13 protein-coding genes are annotated in these 13,956 nt (G+C 43.6%); all 13 read right to left on the bottom strand.

Annotation, left to right across the window (positions count from 1 at the left end):
- Positions 1-200 precede the first annotated feature (200 nt).
- Positions 201-2,435 (bottom strand): S8 family serine peptidase, encoded by a 2,235-nt coding sequence (locus tag KH400_RS04650; RefSeq protein ID WP_312889028.1) that lies wholly within the window; start codon positions 2,433-2,435, stop codon positions 201-203.
- 577 nt (positions 2,436-3,012) lie between these two features.
- Positions 3,013-4,137 (bottom strand): non-hydrolyzing UDP-N-acetylglucosamine 2-epimerase, encoded by a 1,125-nt coding sequence (gene wecB, locus KH400_RS04645; protein WP_217222660.1) that lies wholly within the window; start codon positions 4,135-4,137, stop codon positions 3,013-3,015.
- Positions 4,138-4,192: 55 nt separating this feature from the next.
- On the bottom strand, positions 4,193-4,822 hold the full coding sequence (upp, locus tag KH400_RS04640; protein WP_217222382.1) for a uracil phosphoribosyltransferase: 630 nt from the start codon (positions 4,820-4,822) through the stop codon (positions 4,193-4,195).
- A gap of 826 nt (positions 4,823-5,648) precedes the next feature.
- Positions 5,649-6,890 carry a serine hydroxymethyltransferase gene (gene glyA, locus KH400_RS04635; RefSeq protein WP_217222380.1) on the bottom strand — a complete coding sequence of 414 codons (1,242 nt, stop codon included), beginning with the start codon at positions 6,888-6,890 and terminating at the stop codon, positions 5,649-5,651.
- 110 nt (positions 6,891-7,000) lie between these two features.
- Positions 7,001-7,564 carry a TIGR01440 family protein gene (locus KH400_RS04630; protein WP_217222378.1) on the bottom strand — a complete coding sequence of 188 codons (564 nt, stop codon included), beginning with the start codon at positions 7,562-7,564 and terminating at the stop codon, positions 7,001-7,003.
- Between the two features lie 19 nt (positions 7,565-7,583).
- On the bottom strand, positions 7,584-8,027 hold the full coding sequence (gene rpiB / locus KH400_RS04625; protein WP_217222376.1) for a ribose 5-phosphate isomerase B: 444 nt from the start codon (positions 8,025-8,027) through the stop codon (positions 7,584-7,586).
- A 57-nt stretch (positions 8,028-8,084) separates the two neighbouring features.
- The gene (locus tag KH400_RS04620) at positions 8,085-9,374 is read right to left on the bottom strand and encodes a methyl-accepting chemotaxis protein (protein ID WP_217222374.1); all 1,290 of its coding nucleotides are present in this window, start codon (positions 9,372-9,374) and stop codon (positions 8,085-8,087) included.
- A gap of 9 nt (positions 9,375-9,383) precedes the next feature.
- Positions 9,384-9,830, bottom strand: coding sequence for a low molecular weight protein arginine phosphatase (locus tag KH400_RS04615; RefSeq protein ID WP_217222372.1), 447 nt, complete (start codon positions 9,828-9,830; stop codon positions 9,384-9,386).
- Positions 9,831-9,942: 112 nt separating this feature from the next.
- A complete protein-coding gene (locus KH400_RS04610; RefSeq protein WP_217222370.1) occupies positions 9,943-10,488 on the bottom strand; it encodes a manganese efflux pump MntP in 546 nt (181 codons plus the stop codon).
- Positions 10,489-10,599: 111 nt separating this feature from the next.
- Complete coding sequence (locus KH400_RS04605) at positions 10,600-11,652, bottom strand: L-threonylcarbamoyladenylate synthase (RefSeq protein WP_438821101.1); 1,053 nt, start codon at positions 11,650-11,652, stop codon at positions 10,600-10,602.
- A gap of 168 nt (positions 11,653-11,820) precedes the next feature.
- On the bottom strand, positions 11,821-12,264 hold the full coding sequence (locus tag KH400_RS04600; protein ID WP_217222368.1) for a GNAT family N-acetyltransferase: 444 nt from the start codon (positions 12,262-12,264) through the stop codon (positions 11,821-11,823).
- Positions 12,265-12,378: 114 nt separating this feature from the next.
- A complete protein-coding gene (gene spoIIR, locus KH400_RS04595) occupies positions 12,379-12,996 on the bottom strand; it encodes a stage II sporulation protein R (RefSeq protein ID WP_217222366.1) in 618 nt (205 codons plus the stop codon).
- Between the two features lie 100 nt (positions 12,997-13,096).
- On the bottom strand, positions 13,097-13,948 hold the full coding sequence (gene prmC / locus KH400_RS04590; protein ID WP_217222364.1) for a peptide chain release factor N(5)-glutamine methyltransferase: 852 nt from the start codon (positions 13,946-13,948) through the stop codon (positions 13,097-13,099).
- Positions 13,949-13,956 lie beyond the last annotated feature (8 nt).

Below are 13,956 nucleotides of genomic sequence, written 5' to 3'. Positions count from 1 at the left end.
TCGTTAAAAAACGTTCATTTTTACGTACGGGATTGATGACATTTTTCGCAATTTTTTTCACTCGGGCTTATAACCTTCCTTTATTTCCAGAGGGATCGTGTTCTAGTACAACTTCTTGAAATTATATTAAAATAACAAAAGAAGATCACCGCTTGATTCCAACGAATGATCTCCTTTCTTTCTTTTTTTATCAGTGAAGGCTATGGGTGCTCACCGATGTAAAGCGTGTGTTCAATTGTATCTTCTTGTTCGTCTTGACTCGCAAACACGAGTGCTTTATAGACACCATCCTCTAATCCAATATCCTCAAGTTCCACTTCTAACAATCCGCGTGTAATATCTTTTTTCACATCTAAATACGTAATAAACTGGAACGTGTCTGGGTCATATAACGCAATTCCTACCTCTTCTGCTCCACCAGGTAAATACATTTCATATCGGTACGAATCGGGCTCATCCCCATGTTCAAAGTTAAATGCCATCACACGTGGGTAATTAGGCTCTTCAATAAAAAATAGGTAAGGAACTTCAATGTCTTCTTTTCCGCCCTTGATCGTAATGTTCCCATGATGAATTCCTTCCTTAAGAACAGAAGGCATAATATCCATCGTCACGGTCACTTCTTTTCGTTCTTTCGGTGCAAGCGTAAACGAAAATGGCGCCTTCCACTGAATGCCGTCTGGTGCATCAAGCGGCGGATCAACATAATACGTATTTGTTTTCTCTGATTGATTATCAACAGTTATCGTTATTTCTTTCGTTTCACGGCGATCATTCAGTGACCATTTTCCGAATGTTACGGCTCCAGGATAAACCAACGTATCCGCCTCTACCGCCTTATCGATTTGAATTCTGCCTGCTCCTTGCTCATGTGGCAAATAGGTCTCACCCTCTTTGTTAACGATCTGTTTTGCCGTATTCATGAGCGCTGCTTTGATTTGTTCCGGTGACCAGTCTGGATGAGCTTGTTTAATTAATGCAGCAGCTCCAGCAACATGGGGCGCTGCCATACTCGTTCCATTTAGACCTAAGTAGCCTTTTGGAATCGTACTGTCAATCGACACGCCTGGAGCGACGACCTCTGGTTTCACATCCCACGAATGGGTGACTGGCCCTCTTGAACTGAATGAGGCAAGCAAGTCTTCCTCCTCACGATAAATCGTCCGCAGTTCTGGTTCACCTTCATGATCAATGATGTCCTTTAACCATTCACCGTCTTCTTGTGTTAGAGCAGCGACGGTAATCTCCGCATCTTCACCAAGCCCTCCTAAGAAGGCTCCTTCCGTGTTGTTATAGATGAGTAGTGCCTTAGCCCCGGCGTCTCTTGCATTCATCGCTTTTTCCGTGAACGGAATAACCCCACGCTTTGCTAAGACAATTTTTCCGTCTACATCTTCTAAGTCATTGGCACGAGCTAACCCGCCATAAACAATTGGGTGGCCTCTCTTAATCATCCAGGGCTTTGACCCTCTAAGTGGCTGTATATCAATTTCTCTGTCTTCTCCAAAAACCGTTAAATACGGCTTCTTTAGTGGAGGTGACGACGCTCCAACTGAAATGGCATGTTTGGACGTACCCGGTGAGCCGACTGTCCACATGTTTGGACCACTATTTCCATTCGATGTAACAGCGACAACACCATGCTCAACGGCTTTATCAAGTGCTAAGCTTGTTGGCCAATCAGGTCCATTGACATTGTTACCGAGCGATAAGTTAATAATATCAGCTCCATCTTCAACTGCCTTTTCAATCGCTTCAATCACTTGTTCGGTCGTGCCTTGTCCACCTGGTCCAAGCGTACGATAGACTAGTAAATCGGCTTTCGGTGCCACGCCTTTGACCTTACCATCTGCAGCAATGATCCCTGATACATGAGTGCCATGAAGCGTAGGCGGTCCTTGTTTTGCTTTCGTCTCCATCGGATCTTCATCCCAATCAACGACATCAAACCCGCCTTTATAGCTATCTTTTAAATCAGGGTGGGTGTAATCAATTCCTGTATCAATCACAGCAACAGTGATCCCTTCGCCCGTCAGTCGAGATCCGTTCTCATCGAGTTGTCCACGAACTTGCTCACCGCCTATAAAAGGCACACTTTCATCTAGTGTTGCCTCATATGTAACAACTCGGCTGACGCGCTCAACACCTGAAATTTCTTCAAGCAAGGGAATTTTATTTTCCGGTAATTGATATGAAAAACCAGAAAATAATGTATCAAACTTTTTACGTACCTTTCCTGAAGGAATTTTATCTTTGACGACTTCGATTACATTCTGTAGATCATCAGACAATTCAACAATAACAATGGTTTCTTCAGCTGATATGTGTACAGGAATCGGGGGGCGTTCTGGAAATTGGTTCGCTTCTGCAACAGGTGTGATAACAAACATGGCGAACAATAGAGTTATCATCATTAGACTCACAGCTCTTTTCACATGTACCCCTCCATCGATTCGTGTTATTTCGTTAGTATGGCACGAAAGGATAGATTTCATGTAAATGATTTTTGAGGAGATGAGGGGATGGTGTAGGTTTCGGTGGTAGCTGAGCTTAGGAGACTTTTCAGCTCTCAGCACGGGTCTGACGATTTCAGCTTTTTTTCCCTCAATTAGTGGATTCTGAGTCCTCTTTCAATCCTAAGCGGACTCTCATTCCTCTATTCCGCTTAAATGACTCGTTTTCCCCTCACCAACGGACCCTTAATTCGCTATTTTGCTTTTTAGAACTGTTTCCGAGCTACTTTTAACCCTTTAGCGGATCCTCAGTCCGACTCACGCCTTTTTTCAGCCTTTTTCCTCAATTAGCGGATCGTGAGTCCTTTCGATACGGATCCACATTCCGTTATTTATCCACATGTGGACATTCGATCACAAAACGAGTTATCCCCAACACTTCACGCAGGTCATCCTGTTTTTTATTTACCCACTAGGGGACAACCTCACGAAATACAAAAATAAGCTACCTTAACGATTCGTATCAACCGTTAGGGCAGCTTACTATATTCAAGATCGGTTATGGTTGGAAAGGGAGCGGCCGCTCGCTTTTTCGTTCGAAGTGATAAAGGATCGCATCAACAATTCGTTTTGAGGCATTGCCATCTCCATATGGATTTGAGGCTTTTGCCATTTGTTGATAAGCATGATCATCATTTAGCAACTCGTAAGCAAGCGTATAGATGTGCTCTTCTTCTGTGCCCGCTAATTTTAACGTTCCAGCTTCAATCCCTTCAGGACGCTCAGTGGTATCACGCAGCACTAGGACTGGTGTGCCTAATGACGGTGCTTCTTCTTGAACGCCACCAGAATCGGTTAAAATGATGTCCGCTTTTGAAGCAAAGTTATGGAAGTCAAGCACACCTAGTGGTTCGATCAAATGAATGCGCGGGTCATTGCCAAGAACTTCATCAGCAAGCTCACGAACAACTGGGTTTAAGTGAACAGGATAAACCACTTGTACATCCTCATGTTCATTGACAAGACGCTTGATCGCACGGAACATATTGCGCATCGGCTCTCCTAAGTTTTCACGGCGATGTGCTGTTAATAAAATGAAGCGGTCATCACCGATTTTTTCAAGTACTTCATGATGATACGACTCTGAGACCGTCGTTTTGAGCGCATCGATTGCGGTGTTCCCAGTAATGAATATCGTTTCTTCATCCTTATTTTCAGCTCGTAAATTGTTAGCAGCTTTTTCTGTTGGAGCAAAATTCAAGTCGGAAATGACCCCAGTAAGCTGACGGTTCATCTCTTCTGGGAAAGGCGAAAACTTATTCCACGTTCTCAAGCCCGCTTCCACATGACCGACAGATACTTGATTATAAAAGGCTGCTAGACTAGCTACAAACGTCGTCGTTGTATCGCCATGAACGAGGACTACATCCGGTTTTACTTCTTTAATCACTTTATCGAGCCCTTGTAATGCATTTGTTGTTACATCAACAAGCGTTTGTCGTTCCTTCATGATGTTTAAATCATAATCAGGTGTTACGTCAAAGATCTGCAAAACTTGATCAAGCATTTCACGGTGTTGCCCAGTTACGGTTACAATTGATTCAATCTCTTCAGGATGCTTGTTCAATTCCAACACGAGCGGAGCCATTTTAATTGCTTCTGGCCTCGTTCCAAATACCGTCATCACTTTCACTTTTTCCACGAGATCCCCTCCCCTATTTCATCGATCATATTATTGGTTATTTCGTACCAAATAAACGGTCACCAGCATCGCCTAGCCCTGGAACGATATAGCCTTTTTCATCAAGCTTTTCATCCATAGCTGCTAAATAAATATCAACATCAGGATGCGCTTCTTGAAACACTTCTACACCCTCTGGGGCTGCAATTAAGCACATTAGCTTAATGTTTTTTGCTCCACGTTTCTTTAAACTATGTATAGCTTCTACTGCTGAGCCGCCTGTTGCTAGCATCGGGTCAATCACAATAAATTCACGCTCTTCCACGTCTTTTGGTAACTTTACGTAGTACTCAATTGGTTGTAGTGTTTCTGGGTCACGGTATAATCCAACATGGCCAACTTTAGCCGCTGGAATCATTCGTAAAATCCCATCAACCATACCTAGGCCTGCGCGGAGGATTGGCACTAGCCCTAATTTTTTACCAGCAATCGCTTTCGATGTTGCTGGTCCAACTGGAGTATTTACGGTTACATCTTTTAATGGTAAGTCACGAGTGATTTCAAAAGCCATTAAAGCGGCAACTTCATCAACAAGCTCGCGGAACTCTTTTGTTCCTGTTGTTTTTTCACGGATATACGTTAATTTGTGCTGAATTAGCGGGTGATCAAATACATATACTTTACTCATTTTTATGCGCTCCTTTATTATGAAAACAATTTACTCCTTGAAATTTTACATAAAAAGCGAAAGTTATTCAAGTTCCGAAAAATTCCGACAAGTTGGGTTTCACGCGCATTTTAGGACACAATTCCCTCAAGTGACTAATCAAAACCAATATAACGTACACCTAGACCTCCTTGTTAGGTTGAGCCGCTCAACCCCTACCGTGGTTACAATTACGAGATTCTTTTGAAAGCAAAAACCGGCTTTCAACGAACTCTTCATTGTTCCACTACGCCGACTGCCGTCGTCGCAAACGGTTTGTACCGTTTGGGGTTTCGCTTGATTTTGATAAGGCTTTTCTTTTTTAGTGGGGGTGTACGAATGAAGGTTAGGGAGTTCAACTTACTTTCTGCCCGCTTAAAGTAGAGATATACATGCATAAAAACTGTAAGGCGGTGCGAGTATGCCTGTTTCACAGATTTAACCCCCTACCGATGTTACAATGAAGAGTACAGTTGAAAGCTAAATCAGCTTTCAACTATACTCTTCATTGTCCCCACTACGGCGACTGCCGTCGCCGCAAACGGTTCGCACCGTTTGGGGTTTCGCTGATTTTGAAAAGGCTACTCTTTTTTAGTCGGGGTTACGAATGGAGAGTCTGCTGAAAAAGTAATAGGCAGGCCAATTGAGGAAGAGTGATGGCTCCGCACGTTGCTCGCTTGCTACGAGAAACCAAATCGTAGCAAGCTAAAAGATGCAACGGCTTCGCACATTACATAAAGGGCGCTGAAAAAGTGAAGTTCACACTTTTTCAGCGCCCTCGCAAATAGGCATCTGTCTCCTTGATCTATTATAGGCTTGGGTACATTTCGAATTTACTCGTTAACGCAGAAACGCGCTCGCTTGCTTCTTTTAGCTTTGCTTCGTTTTCTGTGTTCTTTAACGTTAAGGCGATGATTTTACCAATCTCGTCCATTTCAGCCTCACCAAAGCTACGAGACGTGACAGCAGCTGTCCCGATACGGATACCGCTCGTTACAAATGGGCTTTCTGGGTCAAATGGGATTGTGTTTTTATTTGTTGTAATCCCAACATCATCTAATGCTTTTTCTGCCACTTTACCTGTTAACCCAAGACTTCTTAAGTCAAGAAGAACAAGATGGTTGTCCGTTCCACCAGAGACAAGGTCAACACCTTCGCTCTTAAGCGTTTCGCCTAGGCGTTGTGCGTTCTTGATGATGTTTTCACCATATGTTTTGAATTCTGGTTTTAATGCTTCACCAAAAGCAACAGCTTTAGCTGCGATGACATGCATTAAAGGACCACCTTGGATTCCAGGGAAGATTGATTTATCAATTTTCTTACCGAATTCCTCTTTACATAAAATCATACCGCCACGAGGTCCACGTAGTGTTTTATGTGTTGTTGTTGTTACAAAGTCAGCATGTGGTACTGGGCTGTTATGAAGGCCAGTGGCAACTAGACCAGCGATGTGAGCCATATCAACCATGAAATAAGCGCCAACTTCATCAGCGATTTCGCGGAACTTTTTAAAATCAATTTCACGTGGGTACGCACTAGCCCCAGCAACGATTAGCTTTGGCTTATGCTCTTTTGCTAATTCTAGAAGTTGATCGTAGTTAATGGTTTGTGTCTTTTCATCTACACCGTACTCAACGAAGTTATATTGCACCCCACTGAAGTTTACTGGGCTTCCGTGTGTTAAGTGACCACCATGAGATAGGTTCATCCCAAGAACCGTGTCACCTGGCTCTAAAATAGTAAAGTATACAGCCATGTTCGCTTGAGCACCTGAGTGTGGCTGAACGTTTACATATTCAGCACCGAAAATCTCTTTTGCACGGTCACGAGCAAGGTCTTCTGCTACGTCAACATGCTCACAACCACCATAATAACGACGACCTGGGTAACCTTCCGCATATTTATTAGTAAGAACCGAACCTTGAGCTTCCATCACTGCTTCACTAACAAAGTTTTCTGAAGCGATTAATTCAATCTTATCGCGTTGACGCCCTAATTCCTTTTCAATCGCTGCAAAAACTTCTGGGTCTTGTTTTTTTAAAAATTCCATTTCCCTTCCCCTTTCAACTTTAGCATAATTCGTGTTTTGAGATCATTTTAGCATATCCAGCTATATTTTAACACTTCGAGCAACTAAATTCCGTACTTTTTGAAATCTTTTTACGTACAATTTTCATGATCCTGCTTTCTTTCATATACGGCACGAGCACCGCCGATCATTTTCGGCCTTGTTTTCGCTAACGTCACATGGGCTTGTCCAATGTCAGTGATGCGACTGCGCACAGGGACGGCGACATGTTTTAAATGCATACCGATAAACGTATCACCAATATCAATTCCGGCATCTGCACGAATAAACTCAACAACGACAGGGTCTTTTAGCTGTTGGTAGGCATAAGTCGCCATTGAGCCACCCGCTTGCTTAACGGGAATGACCGAAACGATGTCATATTGACGTGCCTCAGCCGTTGCGCGTTCAACGACTAACGCACGATTTAGATGCTCACAACATTGGAACGCAAGCTGAACGTTCGTCTTTTGCTGATATTGTTTGATCGCTGCAAATAATGATTCACCAACTTCTTCTGTACCACTAGAGCCAATATGCTTGCCGATGACCTCACTTGTACTAGCACCAATCACAAGTAACTTGTGCTCATCTAACGGCATCGCTGCATGTAAATCATCGAGTACCGTTTCAAGCTGTTGTTTAAGTTCATTCATGACTACACGTTCCTTTCACTTACGAACGGGCTTCATAGTCGGTAATTTTGCCAACGCGATTGGCGTGTCGCCCACCTTCATAGTCTGTGTCTAACCACACTTTTGCAATCTCAAGAGCAAGTCCTGGTCCAATGACACGTTCTCCCATCGCTAGCACGTTACTGTCATTGTGCTCACGTGTTGCTTTGGCACTAAACAGGTCGTGAACGAGCGCACAACGTACACCTTGGACTTTGTTAGCAGCAATCGACATGCCAATGCCTGTTCCACAAATTAAAATGCCACGATCAACTTCCTTGGCAGCGACTTTTTCGGCAACTGGAATGGCATAATCCGGATAATCAACAGACGTTGTACAGTCACAACCTACATCAACATACTCAATCCCAGCCTCATCCATCATCTTTTTGATTTCTTCCTTAATTGACAATCCACCATGATCTGAACCAATTGCTACTTTCATCTTTCATACCCCCATTATTTTTTATCTTTAGAAGATGCTTGAACACGCACTACTATTTTATGTTGTAAATTGATCAATTGTTTCTTTTAATTTGTCAGCTTGCTCTGATAATACATGAGCGGTTTTCGCCATCTCACGAACCACTTCTGTTTGTTGCTCGTTGACCGATGTCACTTCAATCGCTCCCGCCGATGTTTCCTCGGCAATGGCTGCGACTTCTTGCGTTTCTGTTGATGTTGTCTGAATCGCCATGAGCTGCTTATCGACTAATTCGGAAATGTTATGAACCGCATCGGCCACCTCGGTGATCGATTGTTCCATCTCAGCAATCGCTGAATTCGTTTCTGTTCCTTTTGTCGACTCGGTATTGGCGACCTCAACTTGATCTTTAATGTGACCAACAACATTTTTCACTTCTGTTTGAATATCTTGGATTAATTTTGTAATCCCTTGCACCGCGTGGGAGCTCTCATCCGCCAATTTTCGCACTTCATCGGCAACAACAGCAAACCCTTTGCCTTGCACACCAGCTCGGGCTGCTTCAATGGATGCATTTAATGCTAATAAGTTCGTCTGCTCAGCAATATCGCCAACAAGTGAAATGATTTCTTCAACTTGATTGGCTTGTGATTCAAGCGTGTTAACCGCGCTTAATGACTTCTCGTTGTCTGTAGCAATCTTTTTAATCCCTGATACTAATGAATGGATCACTTCACGGCTCGTTGCAAGCGTCTCAACCATCTCTGTTGACGATTGCTTTGAATGCGTGGCAAGCTGTTGCACGTTATCAGCAAGCGCGGTCACTTCTTCCATCGATTCAGCGGTTGTCTGAATCGCATTCGCTGAGTTTTCTGCACCAGCCGAGATTTCATTAATTGTTCGGTTAATATTGTCTGCATTTGCTGAAGCCGCATCCGCCGCTTCGGTAATTTCAGCGACTTTTTCATTCGTGACGGTAAACGTCCCCTCAATATCGTTAACCATCCTCCTTAAATTCGCTTGCATCCCATTGTAGGCCAAGCTTAAAGCACGAATTTCATCATCCGATTTCGGCACTTCAACATCGGTACGAATATCCCCTTCAGCTGCTTGACGGGCAGCTTGCTCTAATTGCGACAAAGGCTTTGTAATAATCGGCGCAGCTAGAAACCCGAGCAACGCACTCCAAAAAATCCCCTTCATTAACGTTGCAATAATCAAGACTGTTTCACTGATCCCAAGTGTTTCTTGTAAAAAATCCCCTAAGAAAAAAATGACCACAGCACTTGAGCCAAAAGTAATACAAGCAAGCGCGATCACGCCCGCAACTAGCTTTTTACGTATACTAAATCGATAGTTACTCCCCATAGCTCCTAGTTAATCTCCCTTTGTTTTTTCTGCAAGCTGCTCAATTAAGCCTTCGATTTCTTTTGCCGTTTCACGGTAGACTTCAACCGGTCCGCCAAAAGGGTCTGAGATGTTGCGATCAACATGATCAGCTCCCGTGTATTCCTTTAACGTATAGACCTTCTCTATCGCTGACGGGAATTGCTGATTGAGTAGTTGCTTATGACTATCCGTCATCGTTAACACAACATCCGCCCAAGAAAGTAATTTGTCTGATACAAGTTGTGACTTATGATCACTAGCAATCCCCATCTCTTCGAGGACTTGCTTTGTACCGCTAGAGGCGTCCTGTCCTGGAAAAGCACTCACACCAGCAGATTTCACTTCAACCTCTTCTTTTAGTCGTTCGCGTAATAACGCTTCAGCTAATGGACTACGACACGTGTTACCCGTGCAAACGAAAAGAAATCGTTTCATTGTATGTACATCCTTTCTTGTTTGTACGTTTTCTAGTATTTGCTAGAACTTTTCGTCTATTTTACCACAAATCACCTGAAAACCAACATTCCAATCTAGGCGTTTCCTTGACTTAGAACGGCACAAGTAGTTTCAGTCCAAACCCAACTAAAATAAAGCCACCGAGCAGTTCACCGTAGGAGCCGATCCACTGTTGGAACCTCTTGCCCATATAAAGGCCAATCCAAGATAAAAACATGCTGACAATCCCAAATGCCGCGACAGTTAACAGCGTTTTTGCCCCTAATATTCCTAAACTGAGTCCAGCAGAAAAACTATCGAGGCTGACACTAATCGCAAATACCATCAAGCCTACTCCAACTGGACGCATCATCGGATCTTCATCCTTTTGAAAGGAGGAAAGAATCATTTGCAGTCCTATGATAAGCAACAAGCCTCCACCAATAACTGTTGTAATCATCCCAAAATAATTTGAAATCAGGCGACCAGCAAGAATACCAAGCAACGGCATAATCACATGAAAGGCACCAATCGTTACGCCAATCTTGAATATTTGCCGATTTCGTAAACCAATCATCCCCATCCCAAGCGCAATTGAAAAGGCGTCCATCCCAAGGGCAAGCGCCATGATCAAAAGCGTAATCATCTCCGCCAACATCCAATCACCCCTTGAAACCTGCTACTTCAACCAATGTATGCAAGTCCAAGAGAAAATAGACAAGATCTCTTGATAGTTTCAGCTGTTAAGGAAATGAATGAAAACGATCGATTATTTTTCAGATACCATTCGTCCACCAGCCGCCTTCTCAAGACGGTTCATAATGGCTACCCCGACACCTTCATTCGGAAAAACTTCACTATAAATCACATCAACACCTCCATCATCAAACGAACGAAGCGTTTCATAAAGTTTACTTGCAACAGATGCAAGCTGCTCACGTGATCCACAAGCAAGAACGACATCAGCATCATAGGCATGTTCACCTTCAACCGTCGTCAATACGCCAACTTTCGTCCCCTCTTGTTTTTGTTCATTAACTAGTGTCTGCACGTATTCGCGAGAACCTTCCACTAAATAGAGGGCCCCTTTAGGCGCGTAATGGGTATACTTCACCCCTGGCGACTTCGGTGCGAGATCTGACTCACCTAATGCTGGGTCAACACTAACCTCTCCGACAACCTCAGCGATTTGCTCTGCCGTTATCCCACCAGGGCGTAACACCATCGCCACATCACCTGTACAGTCGACAACGGTTGATTCAACACCAATTCCTGTTGCACCACCATCAACAATCCCGGCAATCTTGCCATGTAAATCACGATCGACATGACGCGCTGTCGTCGGGCTCGGCTTTCCGGATAAGTTGGCACTCGGTGCAGCTACAGGAACCCCAGCTACCTCAAGCAATGCGAGTGCCACAGGATGGTCCGGCATCCTTAGCGCAACCGTATCAAGACCTGCTGTCACCTTTTCAGCAATCGCTGCCTGTTTTCGTAAAATCAATGTTAATGGTCCAGGCCAAAAAGCATCCATTAACTTTGAAGCCATCTCTGGAATATCAGCCGCTAACTCCTCAACTTGCTGTTTCGTTGCAATGTGGACAATGAGCGGGTTGTCACTCGGACGTCCTTTCGCTTCAAAAATTTTCGCAATGGCATCGTCCTCTAAAGCATTGCCCCCAAGTCCATAAACGGTTTCGGTCGGGAAGGCAACGACCTCCCCCTCACTTATCCACAACGCCGCTTCCTTAATCTCTGCGGACTTCTGCAAGTTATGATCAACTTTATCCACAATCCACATCTTCGTCTGTTTATAACTCATCACGCCACTCTCCTAACTCTTCCATTGTCACTTGCTTACTGACGCCTGTCAACAGCGCACTTAGCCACTCTCTTCAAGAACGAAAAAACAAGTTATCCACGGGTGTGGATAACTTGTGGGTAAGTTTTTGTAATTGGTGCGTTTTTATACACATGTGAACAAAATAGCTTACTCTTCCTTTAATCGGCATGCTAACACTTTTGTAACACCACTAGTAAATTGACTGAAGTGTGGTGACTCTTTTAGATGCTTTGGTACCTCTTGTTCACCGACCTCTTTAAAACCAAGGTATTCAAAAAACTCCGTCGACTGCTTTGTTAATAAATAGAGCGTCTCAATCCCTCGCTTCTCCGCATAAGCAAGTGCGAGCTGCACAAACTCCAATCCGATTTTTGCATTCCAATTGTCTGATTGCATCACGAGTGAACGTAAGAGCCCGTCCACCCCAACCTTTTCAATTCCAATCGTTCCAACGATCTTTTTATCATCTTCAGCGACTAAAAAATTTTCAACTTGCTGTTCGATGCCACTGTCACTTAACCCAGCTTTTGCAACAAGACGCTGAATCGGTAGTAAATCCTTCTCTTCTGCAATACGAATGACAATACTCACACGAAAGCCCTCCTATATCTATTGAGGCCTAAAAAGATGATCCAATCCTTTTAGTGCCTAATCTATCCTAGTTTATCTACTAGAATATCTATGGACAGGCGTTCCGTTTTATGACTACTTTTTAAACCAATCAGCAATTTTTGAAAAGATTTCAACGAGGAAAAAGGATACTTCTACATCACGGTCCTTATATTCTTCCGATTCCTCGCCATCCTCTGACTGATGTTCAACCGCATCACCATTTGCAAAATCTAAAAAGCATAACGGTGGAAAAAGGACACACCACCAGTTTTCACCGTTCCCATCGCCAAGTGTAATTAAGACGGCATCATAAATACCAGCTGGATAAACGATGTTTCCATATAGCTTCGTCGGAAATTGAACATCTGTGAATTCAACATTATACGATTGATCAAGTCCAAGCTTATCAAGCTCTGCGGCAACGATTTCTTCGACCTCTGGAATACGCTCTGAGATCACTTGCTTCGCTTCATTTAAGTCAGCGATATCTGTTACCCACTCAGTAATCGCTTCATTAACGTGATCACGAATTTCTCGTTTTAAGTATTGGTCTTTCACTGAATCACTATGAGCTAAAATTCGTAAGCGGATCGCATCATCTTGATCAACTTCTTGATGGAAGGCTGCTACGGCGATACTTTTTTGCGCCTCCCAATTCATCATTAATACTGCTAAAGAAAAAAATAAATAAATGATTACTTTATTGTTCATGTTTTGCCACCAACCTTTCACAGTCACAGTCTCGACCGTGAAAGGCAAACCCAAACAATAAATCGTCCGACAATTTTTTTAGCGATCGACAACGAGACGGTTAACCGACTCTTGCAAAGACGATACGATCTTTGCCGTTAATATCATAAACAACTTCGACTTCAGCTGTTTGAAACGTTTCTTTTAAAAGGTTTGCGACCGTCTCGCTTTGGCCAGCTCCGACTTCAAAAGCAATTAAGCCTTTGCTTGCAAGCACTTGTGGGATTTCATCCATAAAGCGTCGATAAAAATCATAACCATCCTCGCCACCAACAAGGGCGCGCATCGGTTCATGATCTTTGACGATCGAATCAAGCGCCATCGCTTCCTCATACGGGATGTAAGGTGGATTTGAGACGACAACATCAACCGTTTTGTTCTTTTCTATGAGCGGTTTGATCAAGTCACCACAGCTAAATGCAACGTCAGCACCGAGCTTGTCGGCATTCAAGCTAGCCACATCAAGTGAGCTTTGGGCGATATCGACTGCTTGAACCTCAAGGTTTGGCTGCTCTAACTTGAGCGTAATCGCGATTGCACCACTACCTGTACCAACATCAACAACACGTAGCTGATCATGATCGAAGTGCTCCTTGATTCGTGTGAGCACACCGAGAACAAGCTCTTCAGTTTCTGGACGCGGAATCAGAACGTCCTCATTGACAGAAAATGTCCGGCCGTAAAACTGTTCAGATCCGATTAAATGCTGGACCGGAACGCCTGATGCGTGTTTTTCAATATCTGCTTGAAAGGCTTGCTGTTGCTCGGTTGTTAGCTCATTTTGCATTTGCATGAAAAACTCAGTCCGTGAAAGTCCAAGATGATGTTGTAATAATAGTTCTGCTGCCCGCACTTCTCCATTCGTATCTTCTAAAAAAGAAGAAGCCCAACGGAGGGCTTCATAAACTTTCATGATTGAGC

The organism is Desertibacillus haloalkaliphilus, from assembly GCF_019039105.1.
Taxonomy (GTDB): Bacteria; Bacillota; Bacilli; order Bacillales; family KJ1-10-99; genus Desertibacillus; species Desertibacillus haloalkaliphilus.
The sequence above is the reverse complement of the archived record's forward strand: the minus strand, read 5'-3'. Positions and strand labels throughout refer to the sequence as shown.